Genomic DNA, 23,550 nt, shown 5'->3' on the forward strand with positions numbered 1-23,550 from the left:
TAGTTGCCGGAACGCTGGCTGCGAGGATAGGAAGACGCGATGCCTAATACATATTAACGAAAACCATCAAAAGTTTTCCGGAGAGGTGTCCGAGTCAGGCTTAAGGAGCACGGTTGGAAACCGTGTAAGCGACGAAAGTTGCTTCGAGGGTTCGAATCCCTTTCTCTCCTTATGGACGCTTAGCTCAGCTGGGAGAGCACCTGCCTTACAAGCAGGGGGTCACAGGTTCGATCCCTGTAGCGTCCATCTAGATTTTCAAACATGAGTTATAGAACTTTATGAGGTGCAAGTCCTCATCATGTTTTATCAGCTTTGGCTGATTTTAATAAAGTAGGGATATAGTTAAACGGTAGAATAGCGGTCTCCAAAACCGTTGATGGGGGTTCGATTCCCTCTATCCCTGCCATGGCGGTAGTGGTGAAGTGGTTAACACACTGGTTTGTGGATCCAGCATGCGAGGGTTCGATCCCCTTCTACCGCCCTAATAAAGTGAATACTTTATTTTGCCGTTGTGGCGGAATTGGCAGACGCGCTGGACTCAAAATCCAGTGGTGGCAACACCGTGTGGGTTCGACTCCCACCAACGGCATATGAGAAACCTGAGCTTTGGCTCAGGTTTTTTTGTTGCATAAAAACAGCTGGAAACCTTGAATTTTAACCCTTTTTTAGGTATTCTTGTTATTAGTAGACTAGGTGGATTATGGCCTGGTTTGGAGGATGATTTTGGACCAAGCATTATTTATTAAGACCTTAACAGACGCTGGATTAGTGCTAAGTGATGAACAATTAGCACAATTTGATCAGTACTTTACCTTGTTGGTTGAAACGAACAAAGAATTTAATTTGACTGCCATTACGGACCACAATGAGGTCTATTTGAAGCATTTTTATGATTCTTTGACGTTGGCACTCTATCAACCAAAACTAGCTGAGGGAGAACCAACATTGATTGATATTGGTTCTGGTGCTGGTTTTCCGGCTTTGCCACTAAAAATTGCTTTGCCTAACTTGAAAGTGACCTTGGTTGATTCATTAAACAAGCGGGTTAATTTTTTAAAAACGGTTGTGGCTGAGTTAGGGCTAAAGAACGTGACGGTTTTACATGGTCGGGCCGAAGATCTTGGACAAGAAGCTAAGATGCGCGAAGGCTTTGATTACGCGACAGCACGGGCAGTGGCGCGGACTTCGGTTTTAGCTGAATATACTCTGCCCTTTGTAAAACTCGGTGGGGAACTGCTAGTGATGAAAGGGTCTGCCGGAGCCGATGAATTGGCTGACGGTCAAAAGGCTTTGACAACGCTTGGCGGGAAATTGAAGGAAAGTTTTGATTTTCAATTACCAAACCAAGATCCTCGAATGATTCAAATTATTGATAAGGTGAATAAAACACCGAAGAAGTACCCAAGACAAGCAGGAACACCAAGTAAGAAACCTTTATAAAAAGAAGAAGGAGCCAGTCAATGGCAAAAAAAATCGCTTTAGCTAACCAAAAAGGTGGGGTTGGTAAGACAACGACTAGTATTAACCTGGCAGCAGCCTTGGTTAAAGCTGGAAAAAAAGTTCTTTTAATCGATGCTGATCCTCAGGGGAATGCTACTTCTGGGGTTGGAGTTGATAAATCAGAATTGAAACAAGACATTTACGATGTTTTGATTAATGATGTGCCAGCTAAAGAGGCCATTGTCAAAGCTGATAAGATGGATATTTTGCCAACGACGATTCAATTGTCTGAAAGTGAAGTTCAACTCGTTGATTTACCAGACCGGGAATACCGTTTAAAAAACGCACTTTTACCAATCGAAAATGACTATGACTACATTTTGATTGATAATCCACCTTCATTAGGGCTTTTGACGATTAATTCCTTTACTGCAGCGGATGCTGTCATGATTCCAGTACAAACTGAATTCTATGCCCTAGAAGGGCTCGGCCAATTGATTAATACAATTGAGTTGGTTCGTCAGGGATTGAACCCAGAGTTGGAAATGGCAGGAATTCTCTTGACCATGTATTCACGGACAAACTTGTCAAAGCAGGTTGAAGAGGAAGTCCGTAAGTACTTCGATGACCGTGTTTATACAACGGTGATTCCTCGGACAGTTCGTTTGTCAGAGGCGCCATCGTACGGACAAGCAATTATTGATTTTGATCCAAAGTCATTAGGAGCTCGAGTTTATACCGAATTTGCTAAGGAGGTCATGGTGCAATATGGTTAATAAAAAAGGCGGCTTAGGCAAGAACATGGATTCTTTGTTTGGAGCCAACAGAATTTCCAAGGATGCCTTGGAACATTCAAAGAATATTAGCCGTGGGCCTGAGACAGGTGAAAAGGTAGTGTCACTACCCCTTGATAAAATCGAGGCTAACCCGTTTCAACCTCGACTAACATTTGATGAAGATTCAATTCATGAATTAGCTCAATCAATTCAAGAAAATGGTCTCTTAACGCCAATTATTGTTCGACAAAATGGCGACAAGTACCAAATTATCGCCGGAGAACGACGGTTCCGGGCAACTAAGACGCTCAAGGTTAAGGAAATTACTGGTATCGTTCGGTCAACCAATGACGACACGATGGCGACACTGGCCTTAATCGAGAACCTACAACGCGATGACCTTGATCCAATTGAAGAGGCACGCGCCTATGCCAACTTGATGGCTCAATTGGAGTTAAACCAAACCCAGTTGGCCGAAAAATTGGGTAAGGAACGGACCACGATTGCCAATGCCTTGCGATTGCTCAAGTTGCCAACTGTCATTCAAGAATTTGTCCAAAGCGGCGAATTATCGATGGGGCAGGCTCGGGCCTTGCTTGGTTTGGAAAATGAAGGCTTGATTAATTCGGCTGTTCAAACCATTTTGCAAGAAGATTTGAACGTTCGTCAGGTCGAAGCTTTGGTTAAACGTTTGAATGCAGGGGATACTAAGCCAGCCAAGAAGGAAGAGTCAGTCTTTGTTAAAGACTTGGCTCACCGTTTGGAAGACAAGTTTGGTACGAAGGTTAAGGTCAATGCAGGTAAGAAGGGCAACGGAAAAATTGAAATTGCCTACCTGTCAGAAGACGACCTTGCTCGAATTTTGAATATTTTAGCAATTGAGGTGGACTAATGGCTGAAACAGTTAATTATGACCTTGGCGATTTAGTCGAAATGAAAAAGCCCCATGCCTGTGGCACAAATGCCTGGGTGATTAACCGGTTAGGGGCTGATATCCGAATTACTTGTTCTGCCTGTAATCGGACAATCATGTTAACCCGGTTTAACTTTGATAAACGAATTAAAAAAGTCTTAAAAAAAGCTGAAAAATAATTTAGCGTAAGGCAGTAGCCGAAAGGAAGAAATACCAATGGCTTTAACAGCAGGAATCGTTGGTTTACCAAACGTTGGTAAGTCAACACTCTTTAATGCAATCACTAAGGCAGGGGCCGAAATGGCCAATTACCCCTTTGCCACAATCGAACCAAACGTTGGAATCGTTGAAGTGCCGGACGATCGTCTAGCTCGCATCCAAGAAGTGGAACCAGCCGACAAAATTATTCCAACGACCTTCGAATTTACGGATATTGCTGGAATCGTCAAGGGTGCTTCTAAGGGTGAAGGACTGGGAAACAAGTTCTTGGAAAACATCCGCCAAGTGAATGCCATTGTGCACGTTGTCCGCGCCTTTGATGACGATGAAATCATTCACGTGAACGGGACTGTTGATCCTTTGGATGACATCGATACGATTAACACTGAATTGGTCCTGGCCGACCTTGAAGCTGTTGATAAGCGCTATGCCAAGGTTGCTCGCGCAGCCAAGGGTGCCGACAAGGTTGCCAAGGCAGAAGCAGCCGTTTTGGAAAAAATTAAACCCGTCCTTGAAGCCGGTCAGGCCGTGCGGACGATTGATTTTTCCGAAGAAGAACAAAAGGTTGTCAAGAGCTTGTTCTTGTTGACGTCTAAACCAACGTTGTACGTCGCCAACATCGCCGAAGACGATATGGCTGACCCAACAAATTCACCTTACTACCAAAAGATTAAGGACTTCGCCGACTCAGAAAATGCCGAAGTCATTGCCTTGTCAGCCAATGCTGAAGAAGAAATCGCCCAGTTGGACGATGATGAAAAGGCAGACTACTTGGAATTGGCCGGTGTTGCTGAACCAGGTCTAAACAAGTTGATTCGCTCTGCTTACCACTTGTTGGACTTGCGCACCTTCTTCACTGCCGGTGGCAAGGAAACGCGTGCTTGGACCTTTAAGGCCGGTTTCAAGGCTCCTCAAGCAGCCGGTGTTATTCACTCCGACTTCGAACGCGGCTTTATCCGTGCTGAAACGATTGCCTTTGCCGACTTAGACGAATATGGCTCAGTTAAGGCCGTTAAAGAAGCCGGTAAGTTACGTTCAGAAGGAAAAGACTATGATGTCCAAGATGGTGACATCATCGAATTCCGTTTTAACGTCTAATCTAAAATAAAGGGACGAGAAAATTATGACTCAAGTCGACCACCAATTGAGCAAGAAAAACCAAGATTTCATTTTCCGCTTTAACAAGGCTTTGAATGAAAATGATAAATTAAATGACGAGCAAAAAGCTGCAGCCATTGACGAAGTTACGACTAAGTTGGCTGCTGGTCAAAAGACCGGTCAAACGGCTGCCCAACTTTATGGGTCACCGGTGGCCTTGGTCCAGAAATATGCGAATCCAACGCGCTTGGCCAAAAAATTCCATGAATATTCATTTGGCTTTTTGGCAACGGATACAGCCTTAGTTTTGATTATGTTCTTAGCTGGTTTCTTTGCTATCACAATGAGTATCGGTAAAAGCTCTTCTGAAAGCGAAGGAATTGGTTTAACATCAATTATCTTATTGGCTTTCTGGGGTGGGGCAATTTATACCATGGCAATGCGTCGTTTGGTGCCAGGACCAGCTAATCAAAATGGTAAGAAGCAAATGCCAACTTGGTTGATGCTGATTATCGTGGCTTTGCTTTGGGTCTGTGGCTTTACAGCCTTCATCTTTGTGCCCGCAGCCGTTAACCCAATTTTGCCGACATTTGGTTACGTGGTGGTCTTTGCTTTGGCTTGGTTGGCCTACCTCTTAAACCGGCGCCATGCTGGTTTGGAACATGGTGGAATCTTGGCAATTTCAAAGTTAGCCCAACAAGCTCGGCAAGATGAAGCGAACAACAAGGAGTAAGGGATGAAAATCTTAGTTGTCGACGACGATCAAGAGATTGCCGAATTATTAGAAATTTACCTGAAAAATGAAGGTTATGAGCCGCTGATTGCCCATGATGGGAAAGATGCGCTTTCAAAACTTAATACCAATCCTGATGTAGCCTTAATGGTCTTGGACATCATGATGCCCAACATGTCAGGGTTAGAGGTTTTGAAGACTGTTCGCAAGGACACCCATATCCCGATTTTGATGTTATCAGCCAAGTCGACCGATATGGATAAGATCCAAGGTTTGATTTCTGGTGCAGACGACTACGTTACCAAACCCTTTAACCCACTAGAAGTGATGGCTAGAATTCGGTCACTCTTACGTCGGTCACAAAACCTGGTTCAGGAACAAAAGCCGGACGTCTTATCGGTGGCCTCATTGGTCATCAATAAGGATTCCCATGAAGTTAAAACAACCAGCGGCGATGTCGTTAATTTGACTGCTTTGGAATTTGGTATTTTATACCTCCTAGCTTCGCACCCAAACCGAGTCTTTTCTGCCGATGATATTTTTGAACGGGTTTGGCAGCAAGAATCCGTTGTTTCGGCTAAGACCGTCATGGTCCACGTTTCCCATTTGCGTGACAAGTTGGAAGAAGCAACCCAAGGTGATCAAATCATCCAGACCGTTTGGGGCGTTGGCTACAAGATTGAAGTTGGTTGATAATGGTAAAAAAAAGTACAATCCTGGTCCAAGCCTCTTTGTCTTTTATCTTAGGTTTGGCCGTGACATTCGGTCTGACCTGGGCGCTGGTCTTTGACCTCCTAAAAGATAAACTCGATTGGTCAGCTCAGCAAAGCTGGCCTTTTTTTGGGCTAATATGGGCATTACTAGCTTTAATTTGGCTATGGCATGTTTGCCGCAAGAGTCGTGAAAGACTGGTTTTTCTATCCTTAGCGCACCAACTATTGACCCTAGCTGAGGCCAATGCCAATATTGGGAGCGAAGAGGCTAATCAAGACCACTCTGTTGTTGGACTAAAAAAGCGCGATCAGGCCGGTCAGTTGACAACCCTGGTCAACCAAATTGTTGACCAATTTAACCAAGCTCACGATGAACAGCTAGCGGTGGAACGGTCTAAAGATGAGATGATGACCAATATCTCCCATGATTTGCGAACCCCATTAACGGCTATTATTGGTTACCTGGGTTTGGTTGTTAATACCAATGGCCAGCTAGATTCCGCTGACCAAGATAAGTACCTGGAAACGGCGTACCATAAGTCCAATCAAATGAAGACCTTGGTCGAAGACCTCTTTTCATTTGCAAAACTCCAGTCTACCCAGGTTTCGTTAAACATTAGTGATTTTTCCTTGGGTGATTTGCTAGAACAAATTCTGGCTAATTATGCTATGGATGCTAAAGACCGTAATTTAAAGCTTGCTACGGCAATTGACCCACAGGTGATTGTGATGGCGGGCGATTCGGATAAAATTGCGCGTGCGTTGATTAATTTAGTTGAAAATGCCTTGAAATATGGACAAGGGGCATCGTTCATTAAGTTAACCGGGCAAATGAAAACCGCGGACCAGGTTGAAATTCGGGTCATCAATGATGGCCCGATGATTCCACCTGCAGCGGCAAACCATATTTTCGAGCGGTTTTACCGGGTCGAAGAATCAAGGAATAGTAAAACTGGTGGTACGGGCCTTGGCTTGGCCATCGTTAAAGGAATTGTCGATCAACATCGAGGACAAATTCATGTTGAATCCACTGAGGATTTAACTGCCTTTGTGATGACACTCCCACTTAAACAAGTGAAAGAAGAACGAGAGAATGAGTGATAAGCATATGTATCGGTTGAACGCCGTGAATTCGAGGAGAAAGCGGCGGCTACTTTGGCCGATTTTGATTGTATTCTTAATAGGGGTGGTTGTGGCCATCGGTTTTGTGGCCTATAAAGCACCAGAGGCCATTAAGGTGAAAACACCGGCTACAAAAGATCAGCCAATTACGTTAAATGTAAAAGCTAAATCGGCGATTGTCGTTGATTTGACAACGGGACAAGTCCTGGGTGAAAAGAATCCGGATAAGCAGGCGGCCATTGCTTCCGAAAGTAAGTTATTGGTTGCCTACGGCGTTTTAAAAGCAGTTCAAGACCATAAAATTAACTGGACAGACCAGGTGACGATTCCGGCTTCTGCGGACCTGTCATCGCAAGATTCTAATGCGATTTCCCACTTGAACATGAAGGCGGGGGACAAGGTTTCTGTTCACGACCTCTATTGGTCAATGTTTACAAATTCGGCTAACGATGCTGCTTTGTCACTAACGGCATTCTTGACTCCTTCGGGATCGACTAGTCAAGATACACTAGAAGGTTGGGCAAAGGATTTGAATTTGACTGACTCAGCCTGGTATAACGGGGCTGGCCTAAAAAATGGTGATGCTTTAGGTAGTCAAATTTCCTCAGAGTCTAGCTCAGCCGCTAACCATGCTTCAGCTAGTCAAGTGGCTCAAATTGCTAACCAGGTTTTGGCCATGGATCCCAGTTTGAAAACTGTGACTAGTAGCGCCACCATTACTTACACCAAGAATAAGACAACTAAGGTGACCGATACCTCTGGCTTTGGTCAACAGTTTGCCAACATCGTTAAGGGGCTAAATAATCCGAATGGTTTGCAGCTATTAGGATTGAAAACGGGATCAACACCTGAAGCGGGTGCCTGTTTTACTGGTTATGTTGTCGATAAGAACGGCCATGAATTTTTGACAGTGGTTAACGATGCTGCTGACTATACGGATAATAAAGTTCGTTTCCAAACGACTTTAGATATGGTTGACCAGGTCTTAGCAAAAGAACAGGCCCATACCTTTAATGCGGGCGACCAGGTCAGTGGTCAAAAGACGTTGGCTATTAAGGGTGATAAGGCGAAGGCAGCTGTTGAAATTGCCAATACCAAGACCTACTGGACCAAGACCAATAAGAAAATTCAAGTTAAAACAATCGGTGAATTGAAAGAAAAGCCGGCTGCCGATAGTCTGGCTACTTTGGCTTATGGTCAAGTTAATTTGAAGGGGAAGTTCTTACCTAATTCAACTAGCCATCAAAAGGACTTGCCGTTGACGTTACTCCACAGTAGTGATCAAACGGCACAGTCAACTAGCTCACAATCGAGTGCCAAATAAGGGCTCCAAAGACTTTAAATATTTCGCATTTTAGTGCTATAATAAAGATATTGAAAGCGGTTACTTTTTCGATATGAAAGGGGTATATTAAATGCCAGCAGTTCATTTTGATTCAAACGGTTTAAACAACTTTGTCGCCGACCACGAACTTGACGAAATTCAAAACCAGGTGCGTTTTGCTCATCAAACTTTGATGGAACGCAGTGGGGCTGGAGCAGAGTACACAGATTGGGTTCATTGGGCTTCGGAACAAACAGCCGAAAGTCTCGCACCCATTCATGCCGCTGCTAAGAAAATCCAAAGCCAATCAAAGGTTTTGGTTGTAATCGGAATCGGTGGGTCATACCTCGGTGCGCGGATGGCGATTGACTTCGTCAAGTCGCCATGGCACAACGAAATGGTTGCCGGCGAGGCAGTCAAGGTTTACTTTGCGGGAAACGCGATGTCACCAATGGCCTTGGATCAATTGGACCAAGTGATTGGCGACCAAGACTTCTCCGTCAACGTGATTTCAAAGTCTGGAACAACGACTGAACCAGCCGTGGCCTTCCGCTTCTTCAAGCAACGCTTGGTTGCTAAGTATGGGGAAGCCGGTGCCAAGGACCGGATCGTAGCCACAACGGATGCTAACCGTGGTGCTCTGAAGAGTGAAGCGGATGCCGAAGGCTATCCAACCTTGACCATTCCTGATGGTATTGGGGGTCGGTTCTCTGTCTTGACTGCTGTTGGTCTGTTGCCAATGGCGGCGGCCGGGATTGATATCGACCAGGTTTTGGCCTCAGCTGCTCAGGCTGAAAAGACTTATGCCAGCGATGATGTCCATGAAAACCCAGCATTAGCCTATGCGGCCTACCGTCGTATTTTGTACGACAAGGGTTATACGACCGAAATCTTGGCTAACTGGGAACCATCATTGCAGTACTTATCTGAATGGTGGAAGCAATTGATGGGTGAATCAGAAGGTAAGAACCAGAAGGGTATTTATCCTTCCTCTGCCAACTATTCAACTGACTTGCACTCATTGGGTCAATACATTCAAGAGGGTCGTCGTGACCTCTTTGAAACGGTTGTCCGTGTTGATCACTCGAAGCATGATTTGCCAATCCCTAAGACTGGTGAAAACGAAGATGGCTTGCTCTACTTAGAGGGGAAGTCATTGGAAGAAGTGAACACGACCGCCGCTACCGGGGTTGTCTTGGCTCACGTTGATGGGGGCGTGCCAAACTTGGCCGTGCACCTTGACCGCCAGGATGAGACCGGCTTGGGTGAATTAATTTACTTCTTCGAAATGGCCGTTGGTGTTTCTGGTTACCTCTTTAACATTAACCCATTCAACCAACCGGGCGTTGAAGCTTACAAGACAGCGATGTTTGCCTTGTTGAACAAGCCTGGTTACGAAGAACAAAGCAAGTACTATCATGACCGCTTGAATAAGTAATTACAGACCAAATTAAAACGAACAATCACAGAAATGTGATTGTTCGTTTTTTAGTTGTAATTGATTGTAGTCGAGCATTATTTGGCAAAGAGCTGTTGGATGGCTTCCACTGTTTTATCGGAACCAACAAAGTAAATCGTATCACCGGCTAAGATATTGGCGTAAGGACCGGGAGAAAGGATTAAATCGTCTCCATGGAGGATGGCAATAATGGTTGCTCCGGTGTTCTGCCAGATGTTCAAAGACCCGATTGATTGGTTAAGCATCGGAGAATCATCATCGGGAACAAATTCAAAGGGTGACATGGGACTATTTTGCTTAACTCGTTGAGTTTGATCCAAAAGCAAAGAAAAGGCTTCATCCAAATTTTGCAGATCTTCCTTTTGCTTAGTGATCAAATCTTTAATTTCACTATGGGTGGTCTGTAAATCGCGGTTATCCTTGGCTTGGTTTAAAAATTCTCGGGCTTTTTCGCGGGAGAGAATTTCAACGCCAGATCCGTGAACCGGCTTGACGATATCAAGGTCAGCGAGGACCGAAATGGCCTTACGGGCTGTTTCCGCAGAAACACCGAAAGTCGCTGCGAGAGTAGAGCGGGCGTGCAATTTTTCACCGACGAGAAATTGCTTATTAACGATATGCTCAGCGATGTCCTGAGCAATTTTATGATAACGAGGTTCTTTAACTTTTGGCATAACCGGAGTCCTTTGACAAAATTAATGGGAATAACTCTCATTTGACATAAGTGACCATTAGTGTATGATAGTAGAGTGGTCACTATTGACCACCACATTTTTATGTTCGGTGGTCACTAATCAGTTTATTTTAAATGAGCACGATAGTCAACTCATAGGAGGGTTTATGCCAAAAGTTCAGATTAAGCATTTAACCAAGATTTTTGGAAAGCGGCAAAAGGCTGCTTTAAAGATGGTCAAGGAAAATCGATCGAAGAACGAAATCTTTGAAAAGACTGGCTCAACAGTTGGTGTTTACGACATCAACTTTGATGTAAATGAAGGCGAAATTTTCGTCATCATGGGTCTGTCAGGGTCGGGAAAGTCAACGTTAATTCGTTTGTTGAACCGATTGATCGAACCAACTAGTGGTGAAATTTTCCTCGATGGAAAAAACATCACGCACTACAACAAGAAGGAAATGTTGAATATCCGCCGGCAGAAGATGTCGATGGTCTTTCAGAATTTCGCTTTGTTCCCACACCGGACTATTCTGGAAAACGCCGAATACGGTTTGGAAATCCAGGGTGTCCCAGCTAAGGAACGCAAAGAGCGGGCCGAGAAGGCCTTGGAAAATTCCAAGCTCTTGTCCTTCAAGGACCAATATCCTTCACAACTTTCAGGGGGGATGCAACAACGTGTTGGTTTGTCACGAGCATTAACCAACGACCCTGATATTTTGTTAATGGATGAAGCCTTTTCAGCCTTGGACCCCTTGGTCCGACACGAAATGCAGGACGAATTGTTGGACTTGCAGGCCAACGTGAAGAAGACGATTATCTTCATTACCCACGATTTAAATGAAGCCCTTCGTTTGGGTGATCGAATTGCGATTATGAAGGATGGTCAATTGCAACAAATCGGAACTGGGGAAGAAATTTTGACTAACCCGGCTAACGATTATGTTGAAAGCTTCGTTGAAGACGTTGACCGTTCAAAGGTCTTAAACGCCGAATCAATTATGATTCCTGGTTTGTCAGTTAACGCTGACACGGAAGGTCCCAACGTGGCCTTGCACCGGATGGCAGAAGAAGAAGTTTCAGGTTTGGTTGCTGTTGATGCCAACCGTAAGTTCGTTGGTTACATCACCTCAGATGCTGCCGTTAAGGCCCGTCGTGAGCAATTAACGCTCCGTGACGTGGTTTCTGATATGCCAATCGTGAAGCCTGATACCATGGTTTCAGATATCATGACAATTATCTATGACGCCCACACACCAGTGGCCGTTGTCGATGACGATAAGAAGCTCCGTGGAATCATCATTCGTGGAGCTGTGATTGAAGCCCTAGCTCAAACGGAAGGAGAAGCCGATGCTTAATTTATTTTCCGTTGACCAAGTCCCTTTGAATTCTTGGGTGACAAACGTGGTCAATTGGCTGACAGATAACTGTTCAGGATTGTTTAACGCCATTCAAAGTGGCGGCTCATCCTTCATGAATGGGATGACCAACTTCTTGACAGCTATTCCAATGCCAATCTTTATTATTGCCATGACTGCCATCGCAGTTTTGACAGCACCAAAGAAAAAGTTTGGTTTCCCAATCTTTGTGGCGCTTGGTTTGGCCCTTGTCGCTAACCAAAACCTTTGGGATGACTTGATGCAGACTCTGACTCTGGTCTTGACTTCATCAGCGATTTCTTTGATTATCGGAATTCCATTAGGAATTTGGACTTCAAAATCAAAAAAAGCCTATGCTGTCATTAAGCCAATTTTGGACTTCATGCAAACAATGCCAGCCTTTGTTTACTTGATTCCAGCCGTTGCCTTCTTCGGGATTGGTATTGTTCCTGGGGCCTTTGCCTCAGTGATCTTCGCCTTACCTCCAGTTGTTAATTTGACCTTCTTAGGTTTGCAACAAGTGCCAGAATCATTGGTTGAAGCCGCTGATTCATTCGGATCAACGACTTGGCAAAAGCTCTTCAAGTTGGAATTGCCCAATGCTAAGAACACAATTATCGCTGGTTCAAAGCAAACCATCATGCTTTCTCTTTCAATGGTCGTAACGGCCTCAATGATTGGAGCTCCTGGTTTGGGACGTGGTGTTTTGTCAGCCGTCCAACACGCCGATGTTGGAGCCGGATTCGTGAATGGAATTGCCTTGGTTATCTTGGCTATTATCATTGACCGCTTTGTCCAAAAGCTCAACACCCGTCCGGTTACTGAACCAAAGTTAGCTAAGTGGCGTAAGCTCGGAACTTGGTTGATGATCATTATCATTGCCATTTCAGGTGTCGCTGGTCTCTTCTCAGCTCAAAAAGAATCTGGTAAGAAAATTAACATCGGTTATGTCGAATGGGATTCTGAAGTTGCCTCAACGAATGTTTTGGCCGAAGCAATGCGCCAACACGGTTATGATGTGACCATCACGCCATTGGATAACGCCGTTAACTGGCAATCATTAGCTACTAAGCAAACGGATGCGACCGTTTCTGCTTGGTTGCCAAACACCCACAAGGCCTTGTACCAAAAGTACAAGAATGATGTTGACCTTCTTGGTCCAAACTTGAAGGGTGTTAAGCTAGGTTTGGTTGTTCCTGATTATATGGACGTTAACTCAATTTCTGATTTGACGAACCAAGCTAATAAGACGATTACTGGAATCGAACCTGGTGCCGGTGTCATGGCAGCAGCCCAGAAGACAATTGATTCATACAGCAACTTGTCTGGCTGGAACTTGCAAGCTTCATCATCAGGAGCTATGACAGCAGCTTTGGATAAGGCCTACAAGGCTAAGCAACCAATCGTGTTGACTGGATGGTCACCACACTGGATGTTCAACAAGTACAAGTTGAAGTACTTGGATGATCCAAAGAAGACAATGGGTACGGAAGAATCAATCAACACTGTTACTCGTAAGGGCTTGAAGTCATCAAGTCCCGAAGCCTACAAGGTTTTGAAGAAGTTTAACTGGACAAAGGAAGACATGCAATCTGTTATGTTAGCCATCCAGAATGGTAAGTCACCAAAGGCTGCGGCCGATGACTGGATCAAGGCTCACCAATCACACGTGAACGCTTGGTTTAAGTAAGACTTACTAATCGTATAAACAAATGAAGGCTAGTCCGTGAGGATTAGCTTTTTTTGGTGGGTAAAAATTTATAAATCAATCGTGAGATTACCTTCAGAATAAAGGGAAGCGTGACCGGCTAGCTTAACGATGCCTTCTTGACTTTCACAGTAAAGAATTCCTGATCGATCTGAAGCTTGGAAAGCAGTAATCTTACCTTTGCCTAATTTCTGTGCCCAATAAGGAACGATGTGGCAGTGGCCGCTACCACAAACGGGGTCTTCAGCAACATTTAGTTTTGGCGCAAAGGACCGTGAAACACAATCGAATTCTTTTCCTGGTGCTGTGACATTTTGTAAAAGGCCATCCAGGTTTTTCAATTGCTCTTGGTTGGGTTCCATGCTGGTGATTTGATCTTCATTTTCAAAAATGGCTAGTAAGTCGCGACCTAAGTAGGCTTCAATAGGTCGAACACCAAAGGCGGCTGTCATTGCTTCGGTAACAGGAACTGGTTTAAGGTCGTATGATGGAAAATCCATTTCATATAGGTCATCTTTTTTGGTGACTGCTAATGGTCCACTTTTCGTATTGAAAGTGATACTTTTGCTTTGATTTTCATTGTCATTCTTAAAAATAACATATCCAGTAGCTAGGGTCGCATGGCCACAAAGGTCAATTTCGCCACCTGGTGTAAACCACCGTAAATCATAATTACTGTCAGATTTTTTAATGGCAAATGCTGTTTCTGAAAATTTATTTTCCATGGCAATATTTTGCATTAATTCATCTTCTGGCCATTGCGATACAAAGCAAACAGCGGCAGGGTTACCTTTGAACAATTCATCTGTAAAAGCGTCAACTACATACATTTTCATTGAAATTTTTTCCTTTAAGTTATAGCTACTGTGAGTTATTAGTATTCTAACCTATCAGTGTAAGCTATACCAGCTTTTAAATTTACTGGAATGATGTTGTCTTAACGTTTTAGGCGTAATGAATATTTTTTTGAAACCACTTGTTCTGAGTGGGTCCCAATTTGAAAAGAATGTTTTTCAACGTGGGGATTGTTTCAAGTGTTGACTTGGAATATAATTTAATTAGTTAAAAAAGGAGTGTTAATATGAAAAAATTAAAGAATATATTTACACCCGTTTTGTCAGGTTTTGCCAGATTAAATTTTGCTAGTAATTTTTCCTTTACCAGAAAGATTGAACCAGTTCATTTGGGTGATCAAAAAGGTGATCGGGCAGCAATTAAAAGTGATTGGGAGGCTGTGGGCTTTTCCATGAAAACAGTGATGAAAGAGATAGGGGATGAATAATGCTTAGTGCTGTAATTGATTGTTAAATAGCATAAGTGTTCAAATTCAGATAAGTAAAAAGGCAAGTCATCCAGATTTCATTTCCGGATAACTTGCCTTTTTATGTTGAGATAACCCCAAACCTTTAGGTCAAAGCGTATGTTTTATAACCCAATTCACTGTGGTTGGCATCAGTAAAGTGAACGGTAACGGTATTGTTATTAATCAATTCAAAGGTCAGGGCAACTTCAGCGGAGTCACCCGGTAAGAGGCGTTTATGGAAGTTTTGTGTTTCCTTTAAGGCAAGGCTATTTTTTGGGAGCTTATTGGCTAGGTGACTGAGTTTAACATCAGCGTCATCCGACTTTTGACTAGCAAAAATAGCTGGGTAGATTTCGACAGAATCGATATTTGCATGCCAAGTATCGGTTATTTTGGCATGAATCACTAAAAAGCGACTATTATTAGACCCGTAAACGACTTCGGTTTTGCCGAAATCAAGTCGAAAGTGATTGACATTGTAGGAATCGTCGGTAAGCGAATAACCCGTTGCTGAATCGTTCGTTGGTAGACCAGCAAATTTTGTTTCTTTATTAATTGCCTTAATTTTCGTTTGTGAACTGGCAGAATCTTGGTGGGCGGTCGTGGCGATAATGATTGAAAAGACGGCGACCAATCCAGCCACCAGCACTAATAATGAAATTAAATTCTTTTTATTGTGAAACACGTAAAGCTCCTCTGAGTCTCAGTCTGACCATTTATTGATAGTCTGTTGTTAACTATTTTATCGTAGTTTAGAATACCTTGCACCTGATAAGGCCTTTAAAATCATTTAGTTCTGATTACTTTAATGTCAGTATTTCTGACAGGTTGATTTACTGCTTTAGCTAAAAAGAAAACGGCAAGTTAGCCAGGATTAAAATCCGGATAACTTGCCGTTTTACTATGAGATAGCCCCAGAGGGAGTCGAACCCTCGATTCCGCGCTGAGAACGCGACGTCTTGACCACTTGACCATGGGGCCATAGTCAACAATACTTAAATAGTTTACTAGATTCTGGTTGTTTAGTCAATCACTAATCGGTCAAAATTACTGTTAAGCCGGCTTGCTTCAAAGATACCGGTCCTTCCTGCGTAGTCTGCCCAAAAGGGCAAGAAAAGTCCGCCCAAAAGTTATACGACCCGTCATTTTCCTTCGTTATAGTTATGAGTGTTGAAACGAATACGAAGGAGAAAAATAAATGGGGAAAATATTAGGCCGCTTAGAGCGGTAGATCTTTAACCACGCCAAATCAACGCTTGCAGGAGTTGGCTTGGTCTTAGTGGTTGTGGTTGGTTTAGCCGTTCACGAAGGCGGTAGCTTTGCCGGAAGTTCATTGAACTTACCCAACTCACAATCACAAAAGGCCTTGGCCGTGATGAATAAGGACTTTCCGGTTACCAACCAAGCAAATGGGACGATTAAGGTTGTCTTCCATAGCCAAAACGGTAAGGACCTGACTGACTCAAGTAACCAGGCGAAAATTCAAGAGTTACTGGCCAAGTTAAGTAAAGAAAACCATGTGACTGGGGTCTTGAATCCGACGATTTTGAAGTCGTATAGCAAGGACAAAATGACGGCTGGGCAGGAACAAGAAGCAGCCATGGTCCAGACAATGGCCACGGCCGGGGATGATTGTCGGCTGCCGGTGGGGATGATTGATAAATTTAAAATTATTTTCAAATTTATATTTCTGCTTAAGGTAACCGCGGTATAATAGGTTAACTTAAAACTATTAAATATGAGGTAAATAAATTGTTACTATTGCTAGGTCTATTTTTGATCGTTTGGGGATTCTTTTCACTTTTTCGTTTTACGATTAGTTTGATTTCCTATTTTTTGATGCTAGTGGGTATCTTGCTGATTATTCTCTTCTTCGCTCACCACTGGCTCTTTTCATTGATTATTATCGGGCTCATCGTTTATTCAATTCAAACGAAGAAGCGTCGTTTTGTTGATCGCCCACAAACAAGCAGAACAAACTTTGGTGGCCGTCGCGATATCAGTGACGAAGCAGAACAAAGTGATGTGAAATAATATATTGGATTAAGCACCTGAAAGGGTGCTTTTTTCTTTCAAAAAATCTAATATTTTCTGTTTATAAATACAATTTTTAACTCAAATGTCCTCATAAAATAAAAAGTTTGCTCAACAGTATACATTATAAAAATATTATGTAGAATAGAACGTGTGAAGGTTTTTATTGACTATTTTTTAACGAATTGAAACTCGAGGAGAGCATAAATGGGTTATAGTGTTGGATTAGATATTGGAACAGGATCAGTGGGTTGGGTCGTCACAAATGAAGATGGTAAATTAGCACGGGCCAAAGGGAAAAATTTAATCGGGGTGCGGTTGTTTAAGACTGCTGAGCCAGCGGCTGACCGCCGGACGAATCGAACAACTCGTCGCCGGCTATCTCGGCGGAAGTGGCGGTTACGGTTATTGGACGAACTGTTTGCCAATGAATTGGGTAAAATCGATTCAAATTTTTTGACTCGGTTAAAGTATTCATATGTTCATCCCAAGGATGATGCTAACCGAGCTAACTATTATGGTGGGTACTTGTTTCCAACTCAAGAAGAAACTAAGAAATTTCATGCAAAGTATCCTACTATTTATCACTTGCGCTTAGCATTAATGACGGAAAGTCGTCAATTCGATTTGCGCGAAATCTATTTGGCCATGCACCAAATTGTTAAGTACCGGGGACACTTCTTAAATTCTCAGTCCAAGATGACAATTGGGAATACTTATAACCCACAAGACTTGCAAACGGCTATGGAAAACTACGCTGAGGCAAAAGGATTGTCAATCGAGTTGAAACAACCAGAAGAAATGGTTGCAATCTTGACTGGTGAAGCTGGCTTTGGATTATCGAAGAAGGCTAAAGCTGAAAAATTATTAAATAATTTCTTTTTTGATACCAAAGAAGAGAAAGCCACAGTCCAAGCTATTCTTGCCGGAATTGTTGGGAATACGATTGATTTTACGAAGGTTTTTAACCGCCAATTGACTGGTGACACGTTAAAAGCTTGGAAATTGAAGTTAGATTCTGAAACTTTCGATGTTGATAGCGAGCCAATTCTGAGTGACTTAGATGATGACGAAACAGAATTATTTTTTGCTATTCGACAGGCTTTCGATGGGTTCACATTGATGAATTTATTGGGAGACCAAACGTCAATTTCAGCAGCAATGGTGGAACGTTACACTCAACATCACGACGATTTATTAACAGTAAAACAGGTAGCGAAGAAGCAAGGGCTTTCACACAAGGAATTTTCTAATATTTATAGTGCCTTTTTGAAAGATGATACAGATAAGGGAATGAAGAAGCTCTTAGAGGAATCTAATCTGTCTACTGAAGATGTGAATGGCATTCAGTTGCGAATGGACAGTCATGATTTCTTGCCACAACAACGGACGAAGGCTAATTCAGTAATTCCTCACCAACTGCATTTAGCTGAATTAGAAGCAATTATTGAAAATCAAGGTCAATATTATCCATTCCTTTTGGAAACCTTTGAAAAAGAAGGAACTGCTGCCAATAAAATCGCTGAATTATTGAAATTCCGGATTCCTTACTATGTTGGTCCAATGGTCACGAAGAAAGATGTCGAAAATGCAGGTGGGGATGCAACAAATCACTGGGTTACGCGCAATGAAGGTTATGAAAAATCAGCTGTGACAGCTTGGAACTTTGACCAAGTCTTTAACCGCGACCAGGCCGCCCTCGACTTCATTCAACGATTGACGGGAACTGATACTTACCTAATTGGTGAACCAACGCTTCCCCAAAATTCATTGAAGTATCAAATGTTCACGGTGCTAAATGAATTGAATAATGTTAAGGTAAACGGACGTCGAATTGATAATCAAACCAAGCATGACTTAATTCAGGATTTGTTTAAAAGCAAGAAGACAGTATCTTTGAAAGCCTTCCAAGATTATTACCAATCACAAGGTAAAAGCGATATTCAAGTCGTTGGTTTGGCGGATAAGACTAAGTTTAATAGCAACTTATCCACTTATATTGATTTGAGTAAGACATTCTCGGCTGAAGAAATGGAAAATCCTCAGAACCAGGATCTCTTAGAACAAATTGTGGAAATTCAAACGGTCTTCGAAGATAGTAAGATTGCTGAACGAGAATTGAGCAAATTGGAATTAACTCCTGAGCAAGTTACTAAGCTAGCTAAGACCCACTACACTGGTTGGGGAAACTTATCGAATAAGTTATTAACGACACCGATTGTGGATGTTTCAGGTAAGAAAGTTTCAATTCTTGACCAATTGGCCAAGACTAGTAAGAATTTTATGTCAATTATTAGTAATGAACAGTATGGCGTTCAGGATTGGATTAAAGAACAAAACACGACTGAAACTACCGGTACCCTTGAGGACAAGTTAGCAGACTTGACGACTTCACCGGCTAACAAACGAGGAATTAAGCAGGCATTTAACGTCTTATTTGATATTCAAAAAGCAATGAAGTCGGAACCTGACCGAGTGTATTTGGAATTTGCTCGTGAAACCCAGACCTCTGTTCGAACAATGTCACGCTATAACTACTTGAAGGGTCTTTACCAAAGCAAGAGCTTGGATGCTGAAGCCAAAAACTTGAAGAAGGAATTGGCAGAAACAGACCAAAAGAAGTTTGATAACGACCGGTTATACTTGTACTTCCAGCAACAAGGAAAGGATATGTATACTGGTCAACCAATCAACATTGATAAGTTGTCGTCAGACTATGACATTGACCACATTATTCCCCAAGCCTTTACAAAGGATGATTCAATTGATAACCGGGTCTTGGTTTCCCGTCCTGAAAATGCGCGGAAGTCTGACTCTGGGACTTATACAACAGAGGTCCAAGCAGCCGCTAGTGGTTTGTGGAAGACCTTGGTTCAATCCGGCTTCATTTCGCGCAAAAAGTATGACCGCTTAACGCACGCCGGTGACTATTCAGAGGGGCAAAAGACTGGCTTTATTGCCCGCCAATTGGTCGAAACTCGTCAGATTATTAAGAACGTTGCGGCCTTAATTGAAAGTGAATTTGATCAAACGCAGGCCGTGGCCATTCGAGCTGAAATCACGGGTGATATGCGTCGCTTGGTGGCCATCAAAAAGCACCGGGAAATCAACTCTTTCCATCATGCCTTTGATGCCCTCTTAATCACTGCAGCTGGTCAATATATGCAAAAGCGTTATCCTGACCGTGATAGCAACAATGTTTATAATGAATTTGACCGCTATACGAACGACTATTTAAAGAAGCTGCGTGAATCTAGTTCAAAGGACGAAGTTCGAAAGTTAAAGCCGTTTGGCTTTATCGTTGGTACGATGGCCAAGGGGAACGAAGACTGGACGACGGAACAGACAGAATACTTGCGTCATATCATGAATTTTAAAAATATTTTGACGACTTATAAGACCGGTCCAGACCGTGGACCGCTTAGCAAGGAAACAATCTACGCTGTTGATCCAAAGGCTAAGCTGATTGGAACGAATAAGCACCGTCAAGATGTTTCTCTCTATGGTGGGTATACGTATCCTTACTCGGCTTATATGACCTTAGTTCGAGCAAATGGTAAGAACCAGTTGGTTAAGGTTTCTCGTTCAGCTGCTAGTTTGATGAAGTCTGGACAATTGAAGTTGGAGGACTATGTTCAACAGCAACCTGAAGTAAAGAAGTTTGAAAAGATTTTGTTGGAACATCTGCCGTTGGGACAGTTGGTTGATAACGATGGTAAATTGATGTATTTAACGTCGTATGAGTTTTACCATAACGCAAAGCAATTGTGGTTGAGCACTGAAAATGCAGATTTAATTAGTTCGTTATCTATTGATTCTGATGATCAGAAGTTAATTAAGGCTTTTGATATATTAACAGCTGACTCAGTCATTGAACGTTTTCCGTTTTATGAAATTGACTTAAAAAAATTAATTGAATTACGAGATAAATTTGTTCTTATTGATAATAAATTGGATGTTTTGAGGGTTGTTTTGAAGGCTCTACAATTAGATTCAGCTCAGCAAAAGCCTCTTAAATTAATCGATAAAGCTGCAACAGATTGGAAAAATTATCGTCAAGCAGGTGGAATTAAGCTTTCAGACAACGCTGAAATCATTTACCAATCTACAACAGGAATTTTTGAAAAACGCATCAAAATTTCAGATTTACTTTAACTAAAAAAGCGGTGCTTAGAATTAAGCGCCGCTTTTGTTATATCAAGGCAAATAAAAAAGGCCATAAGGCCATCTTTTCAGATCATGAAGCTTGGACAAAAGTCCTTGCGTTACTTTAACCCTGTATGTCAGATTAATGGGTTCTTCCTTTAAGAAAAAAGTTAGCTAAACAATTTTCTTAATGTGGTAGCTAACCACAAATAGAATTATACCATACTAGAATGAATTAGGGAGAAAAGAATGGCTTGGAGAACTGTTTTAATAAATGAACATGCAAAGATTAATTTCAAAATGAATGATATTAATATTCAAACAAAGGGAGACTCTTTTCAAATACCAATTGATGACATTCGAGTTTTGATATTGGGAAATACTCGGTCAGTCATTACTTCGTATGCGATTAATGAGCTGAATAAGAAACACGTCAAAATTATCACCTGCGATGAAAGGGGGATGCCAGTTGGTGAATACTGTGGGTACCATGAAAATGTTCATCAAAATACCAATCTTCATCATCAGATTGCTTGGGTAGAAAACCGTAAAAATATGTTGTGGCAACAGATTGTGAAAACAAAAATTTTGAACCAACATCAAGCCTTGCCCGGAGAAGAAAGGGAAGGGTATTCAAAATTGAATGACTTAGCTGAACAAGTTAGTGAAGGAGATATTCACAATATTGAAGGACAGGCAGCTCGTCAATACTTTCCAAGAATGTATGGGAACGAGTTTACACGGTCAAATGAAGATTCTTTGATTAATGCGCATCTAAACTATGGATATTCCATCTTGCTCTCAACTGTTAGTCGTGAAATTGTAGCAGCTGGTTACTTAACTCAGTTGGGCATCCATCATCAAAGTGTTAGTAACCACTTTAATTTAGCTTCCGATTTGATGGAGCCATTTCGGCCTTACATTGATCGAGTTGTTTTGGGCCAACAAAACTTGTCCTTATCTCTAGATTTAAGATTGAACTTGGTAAACGTTTTGAATGAGGTGATTCGCTATAACGATAAAAATATTGAATTAGCACAGGCTGTTCAAAGTCATGTCTTGTCCTGTCTAAAGTATATGAGTTCCGATAATGTTCAGTTACCAAAAATGGAATTTGTTCTATGAGGTATAGGATCGTGAGATTAATCGTTATGTTTGATTTACCAATGGAAACGTCAACGAACCAACGAGCGTATCGACAATTCCGTAAAGCTTTATTGAGTGAAGGTTTTTTGATGATGCAGGAAAGTATTTATGTCCGGGTAGCGACAAATCAAAAAGCGGCTAACCTGTTGGAAAAGCGCATTGGAGCATTTGTGCCGAATGAAGGATTGGTTCAAACGTTGCAGGTGACAGAAAAACAGTATGCCAGTATGCACTTTTTAGTTGGCGAGGAAAAACAAGACATTAAAAATAAAGATGATAAGGTGATTGTGATATGAATTTGGGACAAATTAGTTTAGAGACTGTCGGTACTATTCAAATCGAAGAAGGTTTGAACTTAATTACAATGGCAGATCCGAATCTGTATGGCCGGACAGTTTATGCCATACAAAATGGTATCAACGACAAAGTTGTTTACAGTGAGAACAATCGACCAGAAACTTTATCTAAAAGAGGACTCTTTATTGGTGACCCCGTTAGTGGGACCGATGTGCGTACTCATTATAGTAAGTTCATCGATGGCATCTTAACCAAAAATATTTCGGAAGAGGGATTGGATAAATTATTTCATATTAATATGCAAGTACAATCGATTCTGGCTGAAGAAATTATCGATAGTAATTTACCATTAAAAATTGAAGGAGAATGGCAACTAGAAAAATTGTTAAAATCCCAGAATATCAGTGTTGAAAGAGCCAATACTCAGTCAATTTTTGGTAAAATAGAAGATGTAGTACACGTGATGGGGATGCTCGACGAAAGTCGGTATCTCCTAGTAACTAATCTCACCCTGTACTGTGATATGTCAGAATTAAATCAACTCCATCAATGCCTTTTAGCTGAAGGCATCAATCTAATATCTCTAAACTTAAGTCAGGAGAATCCTATTTTTGGCGAAACATTTAAAACCAGTTATATTGATCATGATTTCGTACTATTTTGATAGTAAACGTATTATAAGTGACGGTCGGTAAGCTTTAGATGTATGTCAGATTAATGGGGTTTCTTCCCATGGTATGAGCTAGCCTATCAAGAATTGGGCTTTAGATGTATGTCAGATTAATGGGGTTTCTTCCCATTGAAATAAAACTCTTTTTCATTACCCTGCTTTAGATGTATGTCAGATTAATGGGGTTTCTTCCCGGCTTCCGAATTGGACAAAACACGCTATTGCTTTAGATGTATGTCAGATTAATGGGGTTTCTTCCAGCAAAACCTTTTTCTAACTCACTCTCCAGCTTTAGATGTATGTCAGATTAATGGGGTTTCTTCCATTATATTTTTTTTGGAAGCGAGTCAACTTGCTTTAGATGTATGTCAGATTAATGGGGTTTCTTCCCAATTCT

The 23,550-nt window shown here is 42.0% G+C and carries 22 protein-coding genes, 6 tRNA genes and 1 CRISPR repeat array; of the genes, 24 read left to right on the forward strand and 4 right to left on the reverse strand.

Annotation, left to right across the window (positions count from 1 at the left end):
* Nucleotides 1–79 precede the first annotated feature (79 nt).
* From AOQ29_RS04505 to AOQ29_RS04575, 15 genes are all read left to right on the forward strand, one after another.
* A tRNA-Ser gene (locus tag AOQ29_RS04505) sits at nt 80–170 on the forward strand.
* Nucleotides 171–173: 3 nt separating this feature from the next.
* Nucleotides 174–246: transfer RNA gene (locus AOQ29_RS04510), tRNA-Val, on the forward strand.
* A gap of 86 nt (nt 247–332) precedes the next feature.
* Nucleotides 333–406: transfer RNA gene (locus AOQ29_RS04515), tRNA-Trp, on the forward strand.
* A gap of 2 nt (nt 407–408) precedes the next feature.
* Nucleotides 409–481 (forward strand) — tRNA-His (locus AOQ29_RS04520).
* A 24-nt stretch (nt 482–505) separates the two neighbouring features.
* Nucleotides 506–589, forward strand: a tRNA-Leu gene (locus tag AOQ29_RS04525).
* A gap of 128 nt (nt 590–717) precedes the next feature.
* Nucleotides 718–1,440, forward strand: coding sequence for a 16S rRNA (guanine(527)-N(7))-methyltransferase RsmG (gene rsmG / locus AOQ29_RS04530; RefSeq protein WP_061993332.1), 723 nt, complete (start codon nt 718–720; stop codon nt 1,438–1,440).
* 20 nt (nt 1,441–1,460) lie between these two features.
* The gene (locus tag AOQ29_RS04535) at nt 1,461–2,216 is read left to right on the forward strand and encodes a ParA family protein (protein WP_061993333.1); all 756 of its coding nucleotides are present in this window, start codon (nt 1,461–1,463) and stop codon (nt 2,214–2,216) included.
* Nucleotides 2,209–3,108 carry a ParB/RepB/Spo0J family partition protein gene (locus tag AOQ29_RS04540; RefSeq protein ID WP_061993334.1) on the forward strand — a complete coding sequence of 300 codons (900 nt, stop codon included), beginning with the start codon at nt 2,209–2,211 and terminating at the stop codon, nt 3,106–3,108. Before AOQ29_RS04535 ends, AOQ29_RS04540 begins: the two co-directional genes overlap by 8 nt.
* Nucleotides 3,108–3,308 (forward strand): DUF951 domain-containing protein, encoded by a 201-nt coding sequence (locus AOQ29_RS04545; protein ID WP_061993335.1) that lies wholly within the window; start codon nt 3,108–3,110, stop codon nt 3,306–3,308. The genes AOQ29_RS04540 and AOQ29_RS04545 overlap by 1 nt, the downstream gene beginning before the upstream one ends.
* Before the next feature lie 37 nt (nt 3,309–3,345).
* The gene (ychF, locus tag AOQ29_RS04550; protein ID WP_061993336.1) at nt 3,346–4,446 is read left to right on the forward strand and encodes a redox-regulated ATPase YchF; all 1,101 of its coding nucleotides are present in this window, start codon (nt 3,346–3,348) and stop codon (nt 4,444–4,446) included.
* Nucleotides 4,447–4,471: 25 nt separating this feature from the next.
* Nucleotides 4,472–5,179 carry a DUF1129 family protein gene (locus AOQ29_RS04555; RefSeq protein WP_061993337.1) on the forward strand — a complete coding sequence of 236 codons (708 nt, stop codon included), beginning with the start codon at nt 4,472–4,474 and terminating at the stop codon, nt 5,177–5,179.
* Between the two features lie 3 nt (nt 5,180–5,182).
* Nucleotides 5,183–5,872: a response regulator transcription factor gene (locus AOQ29_RS04560; RefSeq protein WP_061993338.1), complete on the forward strand. Its 690-nt coding sequence runs from the start codon at nt 5,183–5,185 to the stop codon at nt 5,870–5,872.
* Between the two features lie 245 nt (nt 5,873–6,117).
* A complete protein-coding gene (locus AOQ29_RS04565) occupies nt 6,118–6,993 on the forward strand; it encodes a sensor histidine kinase (protein ID WP_242977398.1) in 876 nt (291 codons plus the stop codon).
* A complete protein-coding gene (locus AOQ29_RS04570; RefSeq protein WP_083989295.1) occupies nt 6,986–8,338 on the forward strand; it encodes a D-alanyl-D-alanine carboxypeptidase family protein in 1,353 nt (450 codons plus the stop codon). Before AOQ29_RS04565 ends, AOQ29_RS04570 begins: the two co-directional genes overlap by 8 nt.
* Before the next feature lie 91 nt (nt 8,339–8,429).
* Nucleotides 8,430–9,776 (forward strand): glucose-6-phosphate isomerase, encoded by a 1,347-nt coding sequence (locus AOQ29_RS04575; protein WP_061993341.1) that lies wholly within the window; start codon nt 8,430–8,432, stop codon nt 9,774–9,776.
* Between the two features lie 77 nt (nt 9,777–9,853).
* Here AOQ29_RS04575 and AOQ29_RS04580 read toward each other — a convergent pair whose 3' ends face one another.
* The gene (locus AOQ29_RS04580) at nt 9,854–10,471 is read right to left on the reverse strand and encodes a TrkA C-terminal domain-containing protein (RefSeq protein ID WP_061993342.1); all 618 of its coding nucleotides are present in this window, start codon (nt 10,469–10,471) and stop codon (nt 9,854–9,856) included.
* 166 nt (nt 10,472–10,637) lie between these two features.
* Between AOQ29_RS04580 and AOQ29_RS04585 the strand changes: the two genes are divergently transcribed.
* Together AOQ29_RS04585 and AOQ29_RS04590 are read left to right on the forward strand one after the other, a co-directional pair.
* Complete coding sequence (locus AOQ29_RS04585) at nt 10,638–11,828, forward strand: quaternary amine ABC transporter ATP-binding protein (RefSeq protein WP_061993343.1); 1,191 nt, start codon at nt 10,638–10,640, stop codon at nt 11,826–11,828.
* The gene (locus tag AOQ29_RS04590) at nt 11,821–13,539 is read left to right on the forward strand and encodes an ABC transporter permease/substrate binding protein (RefSeq protein WP_061993344.1); all 1,719 of its coding nucleotides are present in this window, start codon (nt 11,821–11,823) and stop codon (nt 13,537–13,539) included. Before AOQ29_RS04585 ends, AOQ29_RS04590 begins: the two co-directional genes overlap by 8 nt.
* A gap of 68 nt (nt 13,540–13,607) precedes the next feature.
* On the opposite strand, the gene AOQ29_RS04595 is transcribed toward AOQ29_RS04590, so the two are convergent.
* Nucleotides 13,608–14,393: a PhzF family phenazine biosynthesis protein gene (locus AOQ29_RS04595; RefSeq protein WP_061993345.1), complete on the reverse strand. Its 786-nt coding sequence runs from the start codon at nt 14,391–14,393 to the stop codon at nt 13,608–13,610.
* 245 nt (nt 14,394–14,638) lie between these two features.
* On the opposite strand from AOQ29_RS04595, the gene AOQ29_RS04600 reads away from it, so the two are divergent.
* Entirely contained in the window at nt 14,639–14,839 is a 201-nt protein-coding gene (locus tag AOQ29_RS04600; RefSeq protein WP_061993346.1) for a hypothetical protein, read from the forward strand.
* A 124-nt stretch (nt 14,840–14,963) separates the two neighbouring features.
* Here AOQ29_RS04600 and AOQ29_RS04605 read toward each other — a convergent pair whose 3' ends face one another.
* The gene (locus AOQ29_RS04605) at nt 14,964–15,545 is read right to left on the reverse strand and encodes a DUF5067 domain-containing protein (RefSeq protein ID WP_061993347.1); all 582 of its coding nucleotides are present in this window, start codon (nt 15,543–15,545) and stop codon (nt 14,964–14,966) included.
* Between the two features lie 224 nt (nt 15,546–15,769).
* Nucleotides 15,770–15,841 (reverse strand) — tRNA-Glu (locus AOQ29_RS04610).
* A 298-nt stretch (nt 15,842–16,139) separates the two neighbouring features.
* On the opposite strand from AOQ29_RS04610, the gene AOQ29_RS04615 reads away from it, so the two are divergent.
* The 6 genes from AOQ29_RS04615 (at nt 16,140) to csn2 (ending at nt 23,147) form a co-directional block, all read left to right on the forward strand.
* Nucleotides 16,140–16,574, forward strand: coding sequence for an MMPL family transporter (locus tag AOQ29_RS04615; RefSeq protein WP_242977399.1), 435 nt, complete (start codon nt 16,140–16,142; stop codon nt 16,572–16,574).
* 38 nt (nt 16,575–16,612) lie between these two features.
* Nucleotides 16,613–16,894, forward strand: a complete 282-nt coding sequence (locus AOQ29_RS04620) for a hypothetical protein (protein ID WP_061993349.1) — start codon at nt 16,613–16,615, stop codon at nt 16,892–16,894.
* A 207-nt stretch (nt 16,895–17,101) separates the two neighbouring features.
* Nucleotides 17,102–21,049 carry a type II CRISPR RNA-guided endonuclease Cas9 gene (cas9, locus tag AOQ29_RS04625; RefSeq protein ID WP_061993350.1) on the forward strand — a complete coding sequence of 1,316 codons (3,948 nt, stop codon included), beginning with the start codon at nt 17,102–17,104 and terminating at the stop codon, nt 21,047–21,049.
* A gap of 240 nt (nt 21,050–21,289) precedes the next feature.
* Nucleotides 21,290–22,165, forward strand: coding sequence for a type II CRISPR-associated endonuclease Cas1 (gene cas1 / locus AOQ29_RS04630; RefSeq protein ID WP_061993351.1), 876 nt, complete (start codon nt 21,290–21,292; stop codon nt 22,163–22,165).
* Nucleotides 22,166–22,176: 11 nt separating this feature from the next.
* Entirely contained in the window at nt 22,177–22,482 is a 306-nt protein-coding gene (gene cas2, locus AOQ29_RS04635) for a CRISPR-associated endonuclease Cas2 (RefSeq protein ID WP_061993353.1), read from the forward strand.
* The gene (gene csn2 / locus AOQ29_RS04640; RefSeq protein ID WP_061993352.1) at nt 22,479–23,147 is read left to right on the forward strand and encodes a type II-A CRISPR-associated protein Csn2; all 669 of its coding nucleotides are present in this window, start codon (nt 22,479–22,481) and stop codon (nt 23,145–23,147) included. The genes cas2 and csn2 overlap by 4 nt, the downstream gene beginning before the upstream one ends.
* 31 nt (nt 23,148–23,178) lie before the next feature.
* A CRISPR array of direct repeats spans nt 23,179–23,543; the repeat unit is 36 nt; unit sequence GCTTTAGATGTATGTCAGATTAATGGGGTTTCTTCC.
* The last annotated feature ends 7 nt before the right edge of the window (nt 23,544–23,550 follow it).

It is taken from the genome of Fructobacillus ficulneus (assembly GCF_001047075.2).
Taxonomy (GTDB): Bacteria; Bacillota; Bacilli; order Lactobacillales; family Lactobacillaceae; genus Fructobacillus; species Fructobacillus ficulneus.